A 16509-nucleotide genomic window follows, 5' to 3' on the forward strand; every position below is an offset into this window, starting at 1 on the left:
AAATACTTAAAAAGAATTTTTATATTCCATTAAAGAATTATTCCAGACCGCTAGCGCAAGCGGCCGTAACCCAGTTCTTCGGCCTCACGCTGATAATCCAGCAAGACGAGGTAATCGCTATCGCTGGCAGGCAGGATTTCGGGCAAACCGAGGATACGAGCCACGTCCGGCAAGTCTTGCAGACTGCGGTTCATCGCCCGGCGCAACTGCTCGATCTGCGTGTCCGAAGCACTGGAGACGGTGATAAAGGGCAAGGTCGGGCTGAACGCACTGCGCGCTACCACCCGCAATCCGCTCACTTCTTCGGCGGCGTGCTGCTTCAGGTAGGCAAACGTCACGCTGTCGATGGCCGCCAGATCGGCGCGATCTTCACGCAACCAGCGCAGGCTCTCGCGGTGACCGCCACTGAGGCCGACAGAAGCGAAAAAACGCCCGTCCCGCTGCAACGGTGCCAGGCGCTGACGCAACAGGTTCATGCCGCTGTTGGAGTCTTCGCTGTTGATCACCCCGCGACTGTCGAAGAACTCCGCCAGACTGCGGCGCGGATCATCGGCGCGGGCAAGGATCAGGCTGCAATGATTGCCGGCCGTGGCGTCCGGCAATTCGTAGCGCGGACGGCCGACAAGCCTGACCTGGCCACGCAACGCGGTCATCAGCGGATAACCGCAGGTCTGGGTCAGCAACAATTGCGGCGACCGCCAGAGTTCGGGCAGCGACAAGCCTTCGGCCTTGAGTCGCGAGCGGCCCAAGTGATCGAGAATCCGCGCCAGCCACTGCTCGTTCGCCGCGCGGATCGGCTCGGGGGCGATGTACATCAACAGCTCTGCGTAACCTGACGTCATGGTGGCCTCAAATAAACGGATGCTGCGGGCTGTCGATCGGTTTGAAGCCGTTCCGGCGCCACAGTTGCCCATAACCTTGCACCAGAAATCCGCCACTGCGTTCGACCCATTGCTCCCGCCGCATGCGGTAGGCCTTGGGTAAGTCGTACCACGAAAGCTTCGGCAAATCGTGATGCACCAGATGGAAATTCAGGTTCAGGAACAGCCAGCGCCAAGGCCATCCGGCTTCGTTGAGCACCGTGCGCTGTTCCGGTTGTGTGTGCGGCCGGTGTTCATAGTAAGAGCGAACCATCGCAATCGACAGCGCCGGCACGCTGATCAAAAACAGGTAATGCCAGACCGGCAATGCGCTGTAGCGGGCGATGAAAAACAGCATCAGAACGGTCAGAGTTCCGTGGGTCAGCCACATCAGCCAGGCCTGGCGTTCGCCTTTTTTCAGACGTTGCAACTCTTCACCGGCCAGCGCCAGCAACGCCAACGGTGCGCCGAGGATGAATCGGCCGAGCACGGTCTTGTTCATCCAGTGCAGGCTGCGTTCGAACAACGAACTGCCCTGCCAGCGGTCGGCGCTCAGGTAGCGGCTTTCAGGGTCGAGACCGGGAATCGTCAGGTCTTCATCACGATGGTGCTGCAGATGGCTGTCGCGATAGAGCGTGTACGGATACCACACCGCGAATGGCGCATAACCGAGGACTTTGTTGATGAGGTTCCAGCGCGTCGGATGCCCATGAAGCAGTTCGTGCTGCACCGACAGCCACAGCACCAGCAACGGAATCAGCAGCAACGTGCTCCACCAGACGCCCAACCGTTCGCTGCCCAGCACAATCGCGGACCAGCCGCCGTACACGCCGATCAGCAACAGCCAGGTCGGCCAGTCGGTACGGGCGGTGAAGCGCTGGCGCAGGGTTTCGATTTGCTGACGATGCTGATCGTCAAAGTAATGGGCCATGGCGTTGCTCGGAAAAGGAGTCCATTCCTTCTGTGCAACGACAACGGAGATTCTTGCAGTTTATTTTCAAAGAGGCAGCGGGAGCCCGGATCCGGGCTCCCGAACGGCGTGATCAATGGCCAAAAATGTCGACTTTCTTCGCCCTTTTCTCATGGCGTTTCTCGATCGCGGTCTTGGCCGGTTTCTTCTTCGCAGCTTTCTTCGCATCCATACCTTTGGACATGACGCGTACTCCTCTGAAGGGGATGTGAGATCAGGTATACACCTATCCCGGCGAGTACGTTGTTTTATAATCCGCGACTTTTGCACCGGCAGTCCGATTCATGACCGACACCCGTTACAGCCAGCTCGACGACCTGTCCTGGCCTTTGATGAACAAGTTCTACCGCCAGCATCAATCGTCGATGAAAGCGGTGCGCGAGGCGCAATTGTGGGTGGCGCGGCGCGAGGAAATCGTTGCTGCGCTGTGCCTGCGGCCGGTATTCGGCGGGCATTGGCTGACCGGGTTGTTCGTTGATCCGGCCTGTCGCGAACAAGGCATTGCCGCGCAGTTGATCAGCGAAGCGGTGAAGGACGTCGAGGCGCCGGTGTGGCTGTTCTGCCACCCTGACCTGCGCGGGTTCTATGAGCGGTGCGGCTTCACCTTCGACCCCGCCTTGCCCCAGGCGATGGCCGAGCGCCTGAGCCGTTATGCGCGGAGCAAGCCTATGATTGCCATGGAACTGGCGCCGCGCACTGGCTGATCAATCGTCAGCGTTGGGATCGAGATCCGGAAACATCACTTCGGTAAAGCCGAACTTGCTGAAATCGGTGATGCGCGACGGGTACAGCCGCCCGATCAGGTGATCGCATTCATGCTGTACCACCCGCGCGTGGAACCCCGAGGCCACGCGCACAATCGGCTCGCCCTTGGGGTCGACGCCTTCGTAACGGATCTGCTGGTAACGATCCACCGCGCCACGCAGGCCGGGCACCGACAGGCAGCCTTCGAAACCCTCCTCCATCAGCGGACTGAGCGGCGTGATCAGCGGATTGATCAGGATCGTCTGCGGCACGGCTTCGGCGTCCGGGTAACGCTCGCTGTGCTCGAAGCCGAAGATCACCAGTTGCAGGTCGACGCCGATCTGCGGCGCAGCCAGACCGACACCGCCGACGCTTTCCATGGTCTGGAACATGTCGTCGATCAGTTGCCACAACTCCGGGCTGTCGAGCATCTCGGCGGGTACCGGTGGGGCAATGCGCAGCAGGCGCTCGTCGCCCATCTTCAGGATTTCACGGATCATGGTCAGGCTTCGTCAGTGTTCGGCTTGAGCGATTGATCGCGCCCCAGGCCGGAAACGTGTTGTTTGGGATGTTCATCGAGTTCGCCGGGGACTTTCTCGCCCGGGTCCTTGCCCTCGCTGGACATGTGTTCGATCACCGCATTCATCTCCGCGCCCAGCAACAGCACGGCGGCGGAAATGTAGAAATACAGCAACAGCACGATGATCGCACCGATGCTGCCATACATGGCGTTGTAGTTGGCGAACGTCTTGACGTAGAACGCGAACCCCAGGGACGCGACGATCCACACCACCACCGCCAGCACCGAGCCCGGGGTGATGAAACGGAACTCCTGTTTGACGTCGGGCATCACGTAGTAGATCAACGCGACGGCCACCATCATCAGGATCACGATCACCGGCCAGCGGGCGATGGTCCACACCGTGACGATGAAATCTTCCAGCCCGACCTGCGCGGCGATCCAACCCATCACCTGCGGGCCGAGCACCATCAGCGCTGCGGCCACCAGCAACATGCCGGCGATGCCGACGGTGTAGAAAATCGACAGCGGGAAACGCTTCCAGATCGGCCGGCCTTCGACCACGTCGTAGGCGGCGTTCATCGCGCTCATCATCAGGCGCACACCGGCGGACGCGGTGTACAGGGCGATGACGATACCCACGGAAAGCAGGCCGCCCTTGGATTGCTGCAACTGGTCGATCACCGGGTTGACCTGCTCCAGCGCCTGGGGCGGCAACACCAGCTCCGATTGCAGGCGCAGCCAGGAGAAGAAGTCCGGCAGGTGCAGGAAACCGATCAGGGCAATCAGGAACAGAATGAACGGGAACAGCGAGAACAGCATCTGGTAGGCCAGTGCCGAGGCATAGGTCGACATTTCGTCATCCATGAACTCGGTGACGGTGCGCACAATGACCCGGTGCAGGGGCAGGCCTTTCATGTCGGGGAAAATCATTCGCGTCTCCTTTCGCCGCAAAACAGGTTGAAGTCGTGGCGACTCAGGGGCCGTTTTTCTCTCATCAAAGTAGCTCACTTGGCGACTTTGAAACACTGTGATCCATGACCGCATGTGAACGGGATACAAAAACGGCCATCCTTGGATGGCCGCTTCGTTGTTTCGTTCAAGGCTCGATCAAGCCTTGTCGACGCCTTTCTTGACCGCGTCCTTGACTTTGCCCACCGCTTGCTGGGCCTCGCCTTGCTTCTCTTGCAGTTTGCCTTCGGCCTGCAGCCTGGTGTTGTCGGTGGCTTTACCGACGCCTTGCTTGATGTTGCCGACCGCTTCGTTGGCCATGCCTTTTACTTTATCGCCTGTGCTACTCATGGTGTTTCTCCTTGGTGCATTAACGAGGAAAGTCAGTACGTAAAGATTGACTGGCCCGGTTTGCGCCAAGTTTCATTTATTTTCAGGGCTTCATTTCGTCGCGGCATGCAGGTTGGGCTTTATGTTTGCGAGCGTAGCCCCGAGAATGCCCACCATAAGGGCGCCAGGCGCCACAGAACCGATCCCGCAGGAATGTTATGAAACTCGATAAAAAGCAGGCCATCGCCCGTCGCAACCAGGAACTGGGCGGTGCCGTGCTCGGCACCAACAACTGCCACTTCGCCGAACTGAACCGCAACCGCAACATCTGGTGGTTCGATCTGCCGGTGTCGCGCCTGGCCATCGGTCAGTACGAGTGGATTCACCTGTTGATGCACACCCCGGCCACCGACGAACTGCTGCACCTGAAAGTGCCGACCGTGTTTCTGCGCGAGAAGCTCGAAGGCCTGGTGATCCGCAACGAAGGCAAGCGCAAGGCAGCCCTGAGCCTGGAACTGAGCGCCGACAAGGACTCGTACCTGCAGGACATGCGCCCGGCCGGCACCAACGTTAACTTCGCGCCGTTCCGCCAGTAAGCGATTCCTGCACCAACAAAAAGCCCCGCATCTGCGGGGCTTTTTTTTACGCGGCGTTCTTCGCCTTGATCTTCTTCAGCTCTTCGTCGCGCAACTCGCGGCGCAGGATCTTGCCGACGTTGGTAGTGGGCAGCGCATCACGGAACTCCACCGAGCGCGGCACCTTGTAGCCGGTGACGTTGGCGCGCATGTGCTCCATCACCGTTTCCTTGGTCAACGTAACGCCCGGCTTGGCGACGATGAAGATCTTGATCGCCTCGCCCGACTTCTCGTCCGGAATGCCGATGGCCGCGCACTGCAACACGCCCGGCAGGGTCGCCAGCACGTCTTCCAGTTCGTTCGGATACACGTTGAAACCCGAGACCAGGATCATGTCTTTCTTGCGATCGACGATGCGCATGTAGCCGTCCGGCTGGATCACCGCGATGTCGCCGGTTTTCAGCCAGCCTTCGCTGTCGAGCATCTCGTCGGTCGCTTCCTGACGCTGCCAGTAGCCTTTCATCACTTGCGGGCCCTTGACGCACAGCTCGCCGATTTCGCCCAGCGGCTGCTCGACACCGGCGTCGTCGACGACTTTGCACAGGGTCGACGGCACCGGAATGCCAATGGTGCCGATCTGGATGTTCTGGATCGGATTGACCGTGGCCACCGGACTGGTTTCGGTCATGCCGTAGCCTTCGCAGATCGGGCAACCGGTGACCGCTTTCCAGCGCTCGGCGGCGGCCAGTTGCAACGCCATGCCACCGGACAGGGTGACTTTCAGCGCCGAGAAATCCAGCTTGCGGAAAGCTTCGTTGTTGCACAGGGCCACAAACAGCGTATTGAGGCCGACGAAACCGCTGAACTTCCACTTCGACAGTTCCTTGACCATCGCCGGCAGGTCGCGCGGGTTGCTGATCAGGATATTGTGGTTGCCGATCAGCATCATCGCCATGCAATGAAAGGTGAACGCATAGATGTGGTACAGCGGCAGCGGCGTGATCAGGATCTCGCAGCCTTCATTGAGGTTGGAGCCCATCAGCGCCTTGCACTGCAGCATGTTGGCGACGAGGTTGCGGTGGGTCAGCATCGCGCCCTTGGCCACACCGGTGGTGCCGCCAGTGTACTGCAGCACCGCGACATCGCCGCTGTCCGGGTTGGCTTCGGCCACAGGTTGACCCTGGCCCTTGCTCAGCACGTCGTTGAACTTGACGGCTTTGGGCAGGTGATAGGCCGGAACCATTTTCTTCACGTACTTGATGACGCTGTTGATCAGCAGGCGCTTGAGCGGCGGCAGCAGGTCGGCGACTTCGGTGACGATGACGTGTTTGACGCCGGTTTTCGGCACCACGGCTTCGGCCAGGTGCGCCATGTTCGCCAGGCACACCAGCGCTTTGGCACCGGAGTCATTGAACTGGTGTTCCATTTCCCGCGCGGTGTACAGCGGGTTGGTGTTGACCACGATCAGCCCGGCACGGATGGCACCGAAGACGGCGACCGGGTACTGCAACACGTTGGGCAGTTGCACGGCGATTCGATCACCGGGCTGCAAATCGGTATGCTGTTGCAGATAAGCGGCAAACGCACCGGACAATTCGTACAGTTCACCGTAGGTGATGGTCTTGCCCAGGTTGCTGAACGCCGGTTTGTCGGCGAAGCGTTGGCAGGATTGCTTCAACACTGCCTGAATATTCGGGTACTCGTCTGGATTGATGTCGGCAGCAATTCCAGCGGGGTACTTATCCTTCCAAAAGTCTTCGATCATGGAAGCCCACTCCTCAGCAACGCGAATTCAGCACCGCATTTGATGCGATTATTATTGGTGTTTGTTTATTGGTGAGTCTGGCTTTTTACAAGGCCGAGAAGTCACAAAGCGCGCCGAGAGTAGCAGCTTTGCCAAGGGTCGACTAGAGCCAAAAGCGGCCCCTACAGTCATTTTAATGACTCAAGAACCACTGGCAGTCATTTTAGAGCAAAAATCCTATAACTCTCTGAAAGCCCCGGAATTCAGGGACAAAAAGCAAAAGATCGCCGCCTTCAGCGGCTTCAAGGAAGCCACCAGAGGCTGCGATCTTCAGGCCTCAACGCGAATGCATCAGGCGCAGTCATTCAGCGATCAGGCGATATCGCGCAACTCACGCCGCAGAATTTTCCCGACAGGCGTCATCGGCAACGACTCACGCAGCACGATGTGTTTCGGCACCTTGTACGCGGTGAAATTCTCTTTGCAATAGGCCTTCAGCTCTTCCAGGCTGACCCCGGTTTCCCGCGCCACCACGAACAGCTTCACCGCTTCCCCGGAGCGTTCGTCCGGTACGCCGATCACTGCGCAGTTGGCGACTTTCGGGTGAGCCATCACCACGTCTTCGATCTCGTTCGGGTACACGTTGAAACCGGAGACGATGATCATGTCTTTCTTGCGGTCGACGATGCGCACGAACCCGTCCGGGTCGATCACCGCGATGTCGCCGGACTTGAACCAGCCCTCCGCGTCCAGCACCTCGGCGGTGGCCTCGGGTTTCTGCCAGTAGCCCTTCATGATTTGCGGGCCCTTGATGCACAGTTCGCCGCGCTCTCCCAAAGGCTGCTCGACGCCGTCGTCATTGATGACTTTCAACCGGGTGCCCGGCACCGGCAGGCCGACCGTACCGATCCGCGACAGCTCACCGTACGGGTTGGTGCAGGCCACCGGCGAGGTTTCGGTCAGGCCGTAGCCTTCGGTGATGCGGCAACCGGTGAGCTGCTCCCAGCGCTCGGCGGTAGCCTTGACCAGCGCGGTGCCGCCGGAGTTGGTGAGTTTGAGCGTGGAGAAATCCAGGGTCTTGAAGTCCGGATGATCCATCAGCGCGACGAACAGGGTGTTGAGCCCCAGCAGTGCCGAGAACTTCCAGTTCTTCAGCTCCTTGATAAAGCCGCCGATGTCCCGTGGATTGGTGATCAATACGTTGTGATTGCCCGACACCATCATGCACATGCAATTCGCGGTGAAGGCATAGATGTGGTACAGCGGCAACGGCGCGATCATCACTTCCTGACCTTCGCGCAACAACGGCTGACCGTCGCTGCCAAACTGGGCGAGACAGGCGCGAACCTGCTGCATGTTCGCCACCAGATTGCCGTGGGTCAGCATCGCGCCCTTGGCCAGACCGGTGGTGCCGCCGGTGTATTGCAGCACGGCGATGTCGTCCAGGCCGACCTTCAGCGGCTTGATGCCCAGGCCCCGGCCCATGCGCAAGGCGCTCTTGAAGGAAATCGCTTGGGGCAGCGAATACGCCGGGACCATTTTCTTCACTTTGCTGACCACGGTGTTGACCAGCCAGCCCTTGGCGGTGGGCATCAGGTCGCCCATCTTCGCTTCGATCAGATATTGAATGTCGGTGTCCGGCAGCACTTCCTGGACTTTCTGGCCGAACATGTTCAGGTACACCAGCGCCCGGGCGCCGGAGTCCTTGAACTGATGACGCATCTCGCGCGCGGTGTACAGCGGGTTGGTGTTGACCACGATCAGCCCGGCGCGCAACGCGCCGAACACGGCAATCGGATAATGCAGGACGTTGGGCATCTGCACCGCGATGCGATCCCCCGGCACCAGATCGGTGTGGGTTTGCAGATAACCGGCGAACGCGGCGCTCTGGCGCTCGAGCTCGGCGTAGGTCAGGGTCACGCCCATATTGCTGAACGCCGGGCGATCAGCGAATTTCTTGCAGGAACGCTCGAACACCTCGATCACCGACTTGAATTCATTCGCATCGATGTCCAGGGGCACGCCCGCCGGGCGTTTGTCATTCCAGAAATCAGGTTGCATTGTTCTTGTCCTCTTTACCTGAGCCGATCCGGGGCCGCGTCGCTGTCATTTTTCTCTTGTCCTTGAAAAAGCCGAAAGCAAAAAGCGGGGCTTCACGGACACTAGCAGCTATGGTCATTCAGGCAAATATGGGCAACGTCCTCATTGATCGTGTGAATCTTCCTGCCGTGGCGTGAGCTGATCGGACGCGCTATACAATGCAATCTCTGCAATCCCCTGCAACAAAAGCATGCCGCAAAAGGAATCGCCATGATCCACGACACTTTCTGGCTGGACGCGAGTGACCGCAGCCGCCTCTTCGTCAATCAGTGGCTGCCGAACGCGCCGCTGAAGGCGGTGATTCTGCTGGCCCACGGCATGGCCGAGCACAGCGCTCGGTATGCGCGACTGGCCGAATCGTTCTGCGCCGAAGGCTACGGTGTGTACGCGCCCGATCAGCGCGGCCATGGCAAAACCGCCGATCATGGGACGCTCGGGCATTTCGCCGACGACGATGGCTGGTGCAAGGTGGTCGGTGATCTGGCGAGCCTCAACCAGCACATCGGCCAGCGCCATCCCGGCGTGCCGATCGTGCTGCTCGGGCACAGCATGGGCAGCTACATCGCGCAGGCTTATCTGGTGCATCACAGCGCCAGCCTGCACGGCGCGATTCTCAGCGGCTCGAATTTCCAGCCGGTTGCGCTGTACCGCGCGGCGCGGCAGATCGCCCGGATCGAAAAACTGCGCCAGGGCGCCAAGGGTCGCAGCGCGCTGATCGAATGGCTGTCGTTCGGCTCGTTCAACAATAAATTCAAACCGGCGCGCACCGCGTTTGACTGGCTGAGTCGAGATCCGGCCGAAGTCGACAAGTACGCCACCGATCCGCTGTGCGGCTTTCGCTGCACCAACCAGCTATGGATCGACCTGCTCGGCGGGTTGCAGCAAATCAGCAAAGCGTCCAATCTCGCCCAGATCGACCCGGGCCTGCCGCTGCTGGTGATTGGTGGCGAATGTGATCCGGTGAGCGAAGGCAAGCGTCTGACTGATCTGGCCAATGCCTTGCGCTCGGCCGGCAGCCAGAACCTGCAACTCAAAATCTACCCGCAGGCCCGGCACGAATTGTTCAATGAGACCAACCGCGACGAAGTGACTGCCGATGTGCTGGCCTGGATCGACCAGGCGCTGAGCCATCCCCGTCCGCACCGCAGCGAATAATTTTTTGTGGATTCATTTAATCCGTCACAGGAACCGATACCGATGACCCAGGTTACCAACATCCCTTACGAAGCCCTCGAAGTCGGCCAGACCGCCAGCTACAGCAAGACCGTCGAGGAGCGCGACATTCAGCTGTTCGCTGCGATGTCCGGCGATCACAACCCGGTGCACCTGGACGCCGAGTTCGCCGCCGCCAGCATGTTCAAGGAGCGTATTGCCCACGGCATGTTCAGCGGTGCGCTGATCAGTGCGGCCGTGGCGTGCGAGCTGCCTGGGCCGGGCACCATTTATATCGGTCAGCAAATGAGCTTCCAGAAACCGGTGAAGATCGGCGACACCCTGACCGTGCGCCTGGAAATCCTCGAGAAACTGCCGAAATTCCGTGTGCGCATTGCCACTCGCGTATTCAACCAGCGCGATGAATTGGTGGTGGACGGTGAAGCCGAGATTCTGGCTCCACGTAAACAACAGACCGTTACCCTGCCGACCTTGCCGGCCATCAGCATCGGCTGATTGTCCTCGACATAAAAAACGCCAGACTAGCTGGCGTTTTTTATTGGCCTCGAACGCTTACGAGCGTGCGCGAGCCTGGTTACGCAGCGCTTTCACCTGATCATGATTGCGTTGCACGCCGTGGTACTGGCGCTCGACCAGATCACGGATGCCGACCAGGTTGTGCTTGTTGATCTTCTCGATCGCTTCGCGATAGGCCTTCAGGGCGTGGTCTTCACCGCGCTCGGCTTCGTTGAGCACCGCCTCTTCATCCTTGCCGGTGAACATCGCTTTGACGTCGACCCAACGACGGTGCAAATCACCGCTGACGCTGGTGGAGGTTTCCGGATCGCCGCCCATCGAACGCACGGTCGCCTGCAATTCGGCGGCAGCGGTAGCGCAGTCGGCGGAGCGTTTCACGAACAGAGCTTTCAGTTCAGGGTGCTTGATGTCTTCAGCGCAGGTCTTGAACCCTTCCTGACCGTCCTTGCTGGTTTCGATCAGGTCGTTGAGGACGGAGATGGCTTCTTTATTCATGTCAGTCATTTTTCAATTCCTTGCGTGGGTGAAAGATGCAAGGAGTGTTGCAGTGGTCGTGCCAGTTTTTTATTTTGAATTTAGTTGTTTAATTTCAATAAGTTAGAGATACAAAAGAAATCTGTATGCCTGTTATTTGCATGATCTGTCATTTGGCCTGCATGCAGAATGCCTGTATTTTCCAGACTGTTACGAACTCAGACGATCCCCGCGATGAACCCCGAAAAACTCGAACTGCTGATCACCCGCGAAATGCCCTTCGGCAAATACAAGGGACGGATCATTGCCGACCTTCCCGGCCCGTACCTGAACTGGTTCGCCCGGGAAGGTTTCCCCCATGGCGAACTCGGCGGCTTGCTGGCGCTGATGCAGGAGATCGATCACAACGGCCTGTCGGAGCTGCTTGAACCGCTGCGCGCCAAACATGGCAAACCCGCCCCGCGCCACTGAGGCGCTTTACTGATCCGAGTCGACCATGCCCGATAACACCCGCCGCGCCCGAGACGAAGCCTTCTGGCAAACCTTCGCCGACCGTTACGACCGCCACCCCGGCCCCGTAAACCTGGAAAACGGCTACTTCGGGCGCATGTCGCGCACCGTGGTCGAGGACTATCAGCGCCACATAGAGCTGATCAACAACAGCAACTCGGTGTACGTGCGCCAACGCTTCGAACAGCACGACAGCCTCGACATCCGCGCGCAACTGGCCGAGATGATCGGTGTGCGCGCGCAAAGCATCGCCTTCACCCAGAACGCCACCGCCGGCCTGCAATCGCTGATCCGCAACTACAACCGTCTCGAGCCTGGCGATCAGGTGCTGATCTGCGATCTGGAATACGACACGGTCAAGGGCGCCATGCGCTGGCTGGGCCGTCATCGCGGGGTCGAGGTCATCGAGATCAAGCACACGCACCCGGCCAGCTTCGACAGCCTGTTGGCGACTTACCGCGAAGCCTTCATTCGCTATCCGAAGCTCAAGCTGATGGCGCTGACCCACATCACCCATCGCACCGGGCTGGTGATGCCGGTGCAGGCGATCGCCTCACTGGCAAAGGAACATGGGGTCGACATCATCCTCGATGGCGCCCACGCTCTCGGCCAGATCGAGTTCGATCTGGAAGCGCTGGGCATCGCCTTTGCCGGGTACAACCTGCACAAGTGGATCGGTTCGCCGCTGACCCTGGGCTTTCTGTATATCGCCCCGCAACGCCTGGCCGATATCGACCCGGACATGGGCGAGATGCATTTTCCGCTCAACGACATTCGCTCGCGCACGCCTTACAGCACGCCGAACATTCCGGCGTTGATGACCCTGCCGCTGGTGTTCGAGGAACACCGTGCGCTCGGTGGCGCAGCGGCCAAGGGTGCAAGGGTGAACTACCTGCGCAACCTGTGGGTCAGCGCCGTGCGCAACCTGCCGGGCATCGAGGTCACCACCCCGGACGATCCGCGTCTGTATTGCGGCATCACCTCGATGCGTTTTACCCGGCATGCCGACCAGCAGACGATGGTCGAACGCCTGCTCAACGACTACAACCTGTTCACCGTGGTACGCAACGGCGCAGCCTGCGGGCCGTGCATCCGCATCACGCCGTCGTTGACCACTACGGCAGCGGAGATTCAGTCGCTGGTTCTGGCGCTGAATGAACTGCGTTAAACCGTGTATTTGTCGAAGTCTTCGGGCTTGATCTGCGACGACACCGCGAAGGTGTCGATGCCGATCGTCAGGTGGCCGAAGTAGCCGTCCTCGTGGGATTCACGGCCGATCGGCCAGACCGTCAGCGTCGAGGCCTCCCCGCACATCCGGGTGTAGTAGTGGTCCTGGCAGTTGTTCAGCGGTGAGGACGCCCGCCCACGATAAGCCTTGGCGTTGAGCACACCGCGAGAAACCACTTCCGGAAAGTACAGCTGCCCGACCCAGGCCACATTGCGCTCATCGAGGTATTCGTTGCCGGCGACGATGCGCACCGCCACGTGAATGTGCAGGGCACGCCCGGCATAAAACCCCGGATAGATCGTGGTGAAACGCACCCTGCCCTTGTGATCGCTGAACTGGCCGCCACGCAGGTAGGTGTCGTCGTCGGTTCTCGGGATTGAACCGATGTCTTCAACGTCGACTTCCAGATCCGGGTTGACCCGACTCCAACCGGAATACGCACCGCGCGCATTGCAATGCCAGATATCCACCAGCGCACCGCTGACCGGTTCGGCGGTCATGGCATCGACGATAGTCAGACGCAGCAGCAGCGGCAGGCCCTCGGCGCCTTCGCTGATGTTGCGGCGCAGCAGTTTTGGATTGCGAAAATACGGCCCGGCGACTTGCTCGGGGGCCAGTTGATAAACCGGTGGGGCTGAAGGATGGTTATCCATGAGGCGTTCTCTCTTCCATAAGATGAACGCAGGTTAACGCCACATGCCAAGCCAGGTGCGGTAACTGTGTATCGCGAGATAACCAAGGTTTTGGCGGGCAAAAAAAAACGGTGCACCGACCAAGCGCACCGTTAAAGCCGTAGAACACACAACGAAGTGTCAGGTGAAGCGATCAGTCCAGCAGCGCCAGCGCCTCGGCGGTGCATTCCTGAATGCGCGCCCAGTCGCCGTTCTTGATCCACTCCGGATCAAGCATCCAGCTACCGCCCACGCACATGACGTTTTTCAGCGCCATGTAGCTCTTGATGTTGGCCGGGCCGACGCCGCCGGTCGGGCAGAATTTCACTTCGCCGAACGGGCCGCCGAGAGCCTTGATAGCTGCCACGCCGCCGCTGACTTCAGCCGGGAACAGCTTGAAGCGGCGATAACCCAGGCCATAGCCTTCCATGATGCCGGAGGCGTTGCTGATGCCCGGCAGCAGCGGGATCGGGCTTTCGACGCTGGCTTCCAGCAGGTCACGGGTGATGCCCGGGGTGACGATGAATTGCGAACCGGCCGCTTCGGCCGCAGCCAGCATGTTGCGGTCGAGTACGGTTCCGGCACCGGTCACCAGCTCCGGACGCTGTTCGCGCAGGATCTGAATTGCTTTTAGGCCGAACTGTGAACGCAGGGTCACTTCCAGCGCGGTCAGACCACCGGCGGCCAGGGCGTCGGCCAGCGGCAGCACGTCCTGTTCACGGGCGATGGTGATCACCGGCAGGATCCGCGCCTTGGCGCAGAGGCTGTCGATCAGGGCAACTTTGTCCGCCATGGAAACGGTCGGGGATGGGGTTGTCATAGCGGCTGTTCCTTGGCTCATGGGCACCAGTAAATCTCTAACGTAGGTTGCAGAAACGCGCGAACCGGCATGGCGGCGACGTCGTTGGATGCCAGTGCGGCATTCAGGGTGGTCAGTTTCGACTGACCGGAAATCGACAGAATCTTGTGCTTCGCCGAAGCCAGCAGAGCCCGGCTCATGGTCAGGCGTTGACGCGGTACGCTCGGCGCCAGCATCGGCCAGCACCGACGAGTGCCATCGACTTGCAGGGCTTCAGCCAGGTTCGGACTGTCCGGGAACAACGAGGCGGTGTGGCCGTCATCGCCCATGCCCAGCACCAGCACGTCGATGGGCGGCAACTCGGCGAGCAACCGATCGGCCTGTTCCGCAGCCTGCTCGACGTTGGCCGCCGCGCTGTAAAGGCTGAGGAACTGCGCCTTGGCTGCCGGGCCCTTGAGCAGATACTGCTTGAGCAGACCAGCGTTGCTGTCGGCGTGTTCAACCGGCACCCAGCGTTCGTCGGCCAGGGTCACGACGACCTTCGACCAGTCCAGTTCCTGCTTGGCCAGGTGCTGGAAGAACGCCACCGGGCTACGGCCGCCGGACACCACCAACACAGCGTTGCCGCGCGCCGCCAGTGCTTCGCTCAACTGCTGGGCGACATTCAGCGCCAGGCCTTCGGCGAGCAACACTGGGCTCTTGAATTCGTGGGCATTTACGCCCGCGGGCAGTTTCACATCAGATATCGCCATACCACGACCTCCCGTCCCGCGTGATCAATGCAATGGAGCTCATCGGCCCCCACGACCCGGCCGCATACGGCTTGGGCGCGTCACCGGATTTTTTCCACCCGGCGATCAACTGGTCACACCATTTCCACGCGGCTTCGATTTCATCTTTACGGACAAACAGGTTCTGATTGCCGTTCATCACTTCCAGCAGCAACCGCTCGTAGGCGTCGGGGATCCGCGCGCTGCGCCAAGTGTCGGAGAAATTCAGCTGCAACGGGCCGCTGCGCAGCTGCATGCCCTTGTCCAGGCCTTGATCCTTGGTCATCACCCGCAGGGAAATCCCTTCGTCCGGTTGCAGGCGGATGATCAGTTTGTTGCTGATCTGCAGGCGCTGCTCCGGGGCGAAGATGTAGTGCGATGGTTCCTTGAAGTGGATGACGATCTGCGACAGCTTCTGCGGCATGCGCTTGCCGGTGCGCAGGTAAAACGGCACGCCAGCCCAGCGCCAGTTACGGATGTCGGCACGCAGGGCGACGAAGGTTTCGGTGTCGCTCTGGGTGTTGGAATTCGGTTCTTCCAGATAGCCCGGTACGGATTTGCCTTCGCTGTGGCCGGCAATATATTGGCCGCGCACCACTTGAGTGGTCAGGCCTTCCGGACTGATCGGCGCCAGGGCCTTGAGCACTTTCACTTTTTCGTCACGGATGCTGTCGGCGGACAGGTCGGCCGGCGGGTCCATGGCGATCAGGCAAAGCAGTTGCAGCAAGTGGTTCTGGATCATGTCGCGCAGCTGGCCGGCCTTGTCGAAATAGCCCCAGCGACCTTCGATACCGACCTTCTCGGCCACGGTGATTTCCACGTGGGAGATGTAATGCTGGTTCCACTGGGTTTCGAACAGGCTGTTGGCGAAACGCAGGGCGATCAGGTTCTGGACGGTCTCTTTGCCCAGGTAGTGGTCGATGCGGTAGGTGCGGTTCTCCGGGAAGAACTGCGCTACGGCGTCGTTGACCTTACGCGAGGATTCAAGGTCCGAGCCGATCGGTTTTTCCAGCACCACGCGGGTGTTTTCGGCCAGACCGACGTTCGCCAGGTTCTCGCAGATCGCGCCGTACACCGCCGCCGGAGTGGCGAAGTAGGCAATCATGCGTTGTGTGTTGCCGGCCAGTTCGGCCAGCGCCACGTAATCTTCAGCCTTGAGGAAGTCGACGTGCAGGTAAGTCAGGCGCGCCAGAAAGCGCTCGGCCACGGCCTCGTCCAGTTCCTTGCCCACATAGCGGCGCAGTTCGGCGGCAATGAATGCCATGTGCTGCTGCTCGGTGCCTTCTTCACGGGCCAGCGCGATAATACGCGTGTCCTCGTGCAGCAGGCCGGCACCATCCAGGTGGTATAGGGCAGGAAACAGCTTGCGCAGGGCCAGATCGCCCAGGGCGCCGAACAAGGCGAAGGTGCACGGTTCAACCGTAATCGAAGGCATGATGTTTGTTCTTTTATCAAGTTAAGCTACAAATACCTTTTTTCAAGGCATCACTCAAGGGAAAATGTAGTAATAACCACAACATTTTCGCAAAATACAGATTCCGAGTGGTGGTCGGTCGGAGCCATCAGTAGGATAG

At 59.9% G+C, this 16509-nt stretch carries 18 protein-coding genes; 6 read left to right on the forward strand and 12 right to left on the reverse strand.

Annotated features, from left to right (window positions below; all coding sequences use genetic code 11):
* Positions 1-50 precede the first annotated feature (50 nt).
* Both NH234_RS22980 and NH234_RS22985 read right to left on the reverse strand, forming a co-directional pair.
* Positions 51-842, reverse strand: a complete 792-nt coding sequence (locus NH234_RS22980; protein ID WP_085730307.1) for a PhnD/SsuA/transferrin family substrate-binding protein — start codon at positions 840-842, stop codon at positions 51-53.
* 7 nt (positions 843-849) lie between these two features.
* The gene (locus NH234_RS22985) at positions 850-1791 is read right to left on the reverse strand and encodes a fatty acid desaturase (protein ID WP_085730306.1); all 942 of its coding nucleotides are present in this window, start codon (positions 1789-1791) and stop codon (positions 850-852) included.
* Positions 1792-2114: 323 nt separating this feature from the next.
* On the opposite strand from NH234_RS22985, the gene NH234_RS22990 reads away from it, so the two are divergent.
* Entirely contained in the window at positions 2115-2534 is a 420-nt protein-coding gene (locus NH234_RS22990; protein ID WP_085730305.1) for a GNAT family N-acetyltransferase, read from the forward strand.
* Here the strand turns inward: NH234_RS22990 and def are convergent, their stop codons facing one another.
* The 3 genes from def to NH234_RS23005 all read right to left on the reverse strand — a co-directional run bounded on the left by def (position 2535) and on the right by NH234_RS23005 (position 4396).
* Positions 2535-3074, reverse strand: coding sequence for a peptide deformylase (gene def, locus NH234_RS22995; protein ID WP_007951144.1), 540 nt, complete (start codon positions 3072-3074; stop codon positions 2535-2537).
* A gap of 2 nt (positions 3075-3076) precedes the next feature.
* Positions 3077-4027 carry a YihY/virulence factor BrkB family protein gene (locus tag NH234_RS23000; protein WP_085730304.1) on the reverse strand — a complete coding sequence of 317 codons (951 nt, stop codon included), beginning with the start codon at positions 4025-4027 and terminating at the stop codon, positions 3077-3079.
* A gap of 177 nt (positions 4028-4204) precedes the next feature.
* Positions 4205-4396: a CsbD family protein gene (locus NH234_RS23005; RefSeq protein WP_367254393.1), complete on the reverse strand. Its 192-nt coding sequence runs from the start codon at positions 4394-4396 to the stop codon at positions 4205-4207.
* A 197-nt stretch (positions 4397-4593) separates the two neighbouring features.
* Here NH234_RS23005 and NH234_RS23010 point away from each other — a divergent pair, with 197 nt between their 5' ends.
* On the forward strand, positions 4594-4971 hold the full coding sequence (locus NH234_RS23010) for a hypothetical protein (RefSeq protein WP_007951149.1): 378 nt from the start codon (positions 4594-4596) through the stop codon (positions 4969-4971).
* A gap of 46 nt (positions 4972-5017) precedes the next feature.
* Here the strand turns inward: NH234_RS23010 and fadD1 are convergent, their stop codons facing one another.
* A complete protein-coding gene (fadD1, locus tag NH234_RS23015) occupies positions 5018-6715 on the reverse strand; it encodes a long-chain-fatty-acid--CoA ligase FadD1 (protein WP_085730302.1) in 1698 nt (565 codons plus the stop codon).
* Positions 6716-7066: 351 nt separating this feature from the next.
* Entirely contained in the window at positions 7067-8755 is a 1689-nt protein-coding gene (gene fadD2 / locus NH234_RS23020; protein ID WP_085730301.1) for a long-chain-fatty-acid--CoA ligase FadD2, read from the reverse strand.
* A gap of 249 nt (positions 8756-9004) precedes the next feature.
* On the opposite strand from fadD2, the gene NH234_RS23025 reads away from it, so the two are divergent.
* Both NH234_RS23025 and NH234_RS23030 read left to right on the forward strand, forming a co-directional pair.
* The gene (locus NH234_RS23025; RefSeq protein WP_367254394.1) at positions 9005-9949 is read left to right on the forward strand and encodes a lysophospholipase; all 945 of its coding nucleotides are present in this window, start codon (positions 9005-9007) and stop codon (positions 9947-9949) included.
* Positions 9950-9991: 42 nt separating this feature from the next.
* The gene (locus tag NH234_RS23030) at positions 9992-10462 is read left to right on the forward strand and encodes a MaoC family dehydratase (protein WP_003227420.1); all 471 of its coding nucleotides are present in this window, start codon (positions 9992-9994) and stop codon (positions 10460-10462) included.
* A gap of 57 nt (positions 10463-10519) precedes the next feature.
* On the opposite strand, the gene NH234_RS23035 is transcribed toward NH234_RS23030, so the two are convergent.
* Positions 10520-10987 (reverse strand): PA2169 family four-helix-bundle protein, encoded by a 468-nt coding sequence (locus NH234_RS23035; RefSeq protein ID WP_367254395.1) that lies wholly within the window; start codon positions 10985-10987, stop codon positions 10520-10522.
* A 204-nt stretch (positions 10988-11191) separates the two neighbouring features.
* Between NH234_RS23035 and NH234_RS23040 the strand changes: the two genes are divergently transcribed.
* Complete coding sequence (locus NH234_RS23040; RefSeq protein WP_003213031.1) at positions 11192-11428, forward strand: DUF3820 family protein; 237 nt, start codon at positions 11192-11194, stop codon at positions 11426-11428.
* A 25-nt stretch (positions 11429-11453) separates the two neighbouring features.
* On the forward strand, positions 11454-12635 hold the full coding sequence (locus NH234_RS23045; RefSeq protein ID WP_085730298.1) for an aminotransferase class V-fold PLP-dependent enzyme: 1182 nt from the start codon (positions 11454-11456) through the stop codon (positions 12633-12635).
* Here NH234_RS23045 and NH234_RS23050 read toward each other — a convergent pair.
* The 4 genes from NH234_RS23050 to zwf all read right to left on the reverse strand — a co-directional run bounded on the left by NH234_RS23050 (position 12632) and on the right by zwf (position 16370).
* Positions 12632-13348, reverse strand: coding sequence for an intradiol ring-cleavage dioxygenase (locus tag NH234_RS23050; RefSeq protein WP_367254396.1), 717 nt, complete (start codon positions 13346-13348; stop codon positions 12632-12634). The two genes, NH234_RS23045 and NH234_RS23050, sit on opposite strands and share 4 nt — an antisense overlap.
* Positions 13349-13520: 172 nt before the next feature.
* Positions 13521-14186: a bifunctional 4-hydroxy-2-oxoglutarate aldolase/2-dehydro-3-deoxy-phosphogluconate aldolase gene (locus NH234_RS23055; RefSeq protein WP_011335602.1), complete on the reverse strand. Its 666-nt coding sequence runs from the start codon at positions 14184-14186 to the stop codon at positions 13521-13523.
* 17 nt (positions 14187-14203) lie between these two features.
* Positions 14204-14917, reverse strand: a complete 714-nt coding sequence (gene pgl / locus NH234_RS23060) for a 6-phosphogluconolactonase (RefSeq protein ID WP_367254397.1) — start codon at positions 14915-14917, stop codon at positions 14204-14206.
* Entirely contained in the window at positions 14904-16370 is a 1467-nt protein-coding gene (zwf, locus tag NH234_RS23065) for a glucose-6-phosphate dehydrogenase (protein WP_085730295.1), read from the reverse strand. The genes pgl and zwf overlap by 14 nt, the downstream gene beginning before the upstream one ends.
* Positions 16371-16509: the final 139 nt, after the last annotated feature.

Source organism: Pseudomonas sp. stari2, from assembly GCF_040760005.1.
GTDB lineage: Bacteria > Pseudomonadota > Gammaproteobacteria > Pseudomonadales > Pseudomonadaceae > Aquipseudomonas.

Bases quoted from the DNA above. Each gene is read 5' to 3' on its own strand.
- NH234_RS23025 (WP_367254394.1), top strand. From the start codon at position 9,005: ATGATCCACGACACTTTCTGGCTGGACGCGAGTGACCGCAGCCGCCTC.
- fadD1 (WP_085730302.1), bottom strand. From the start codon at position 6,715: ATGATCGAAGACTTTTGGAAGGATAAGTACCCCGCTGGAATTGCTGCC.
- NH234_RS23030 (WP_003227420.1), top strand. From the start codon at position 9,992: ATGACCCAGGTTACCAACATCCCTTACGAAGCCCTCGAAGTCGGCCAG.
- NH234_RS23005 (WP_367254393.1), bottom strand. From the start codon at position 4,396: ATGAGTAGCACAGGCGATAAAGTAAAAGGCATGGCCAACGAAGCGGTC.
- NH234_RS23055 (WP_011335602.1), bottom strand. From the start codon at position 14,186: ATGACAACCCCATCCCCGACCGTTTCCATGGCGGACAAAGTTGCCCTG.
- NH234_RS23010 (WP_007951149.1), top strand. From the start codon at position 4,594: ATGAAACTCGATAAAAAGCAGGCCATCGCCCGTCGCAACCAGGAACTG.
- NH234_RS23050 (WP_367254396.1), bottom strand. From the start codon at position 13,348: ATGGATAACCATCCTTCAGCCCCACCGGTTTATCAACTGGCCCCCGAG.
- NH234_RS23040 (WP_003213031.1), top strand. From the start codon at position 11,192: ATGAACCCCGAAAAACTCGAACTGCTGATCACCCGCGAAATGCCCTTC.
- def (WP_007951144.1), bottom strand. From the start codon at position 3,074: ATGATCCGTGAAATCCTGAAGATGGGCGACGAGCGCCTGCTGCGCATT.
- NH234_RS23000 (WP_085730304.1), bottom strand. From the start codon at position 4,027: ATGATTTTCCCCGACATGAAAGGCCTGCCCCTGCACCGGGTCATTGTG.
- NH234_RS22980 (WP_085730307.1), bottom strand. From the start codon at position 842: ATGACGTCAGGTTACGCAGAGCTGTTGATGTACATCGCCCCCGAGCCG.
- NH234_RS23045 (WP_085730298.1), top strand. From the start codon at position 11,454: ATGCCCGATAACACCCGCCGCGCCCGAGACGAAGCCTTCTGGCAAACC.
- NH234_RS23035 (WP_367254395.1), bottom strand. From the start codon at position 10,987: ATGACTGACATGAATAAAGAAGCCATCTCCGTCCTCAACGACCTGATC.
- NH234_RS22985 (WP_085730306.1), bottom strand. From the start codon at position 1,791: ATGGCCCATTACTTTGACGATCAGCATCGTCAGCAAATCGAAACCCTG.
- zwf (WP_085730295.1), bottom strand. From the start codon at position 16,370: ATGCCTTCGATTACGGTTGAACCGTGCACCTTCGCCTTGTTCGGCGCC.
- NH234_RS22990 (WP_085730305.1), top strand. From the start codon at position 2,115: ATGACCGACACCCGTTACAGCCAGCTCGACGACCTGTCCTGGCCTTTG.
- fadD2 (WP_085730301.1), bottom strand. From the start codon at position 8,755: ATGCAACCTGATTTCTGGAATGACAAACGCCCGGCGGGCGTGCCCCTG.
- pgl (WP_367254397.1), bottom strand. From the start codon at position 14,917: ATGGCGATATCTGATGTGAAACTGCCCGCGGGCGTAAATGCCCACGAA.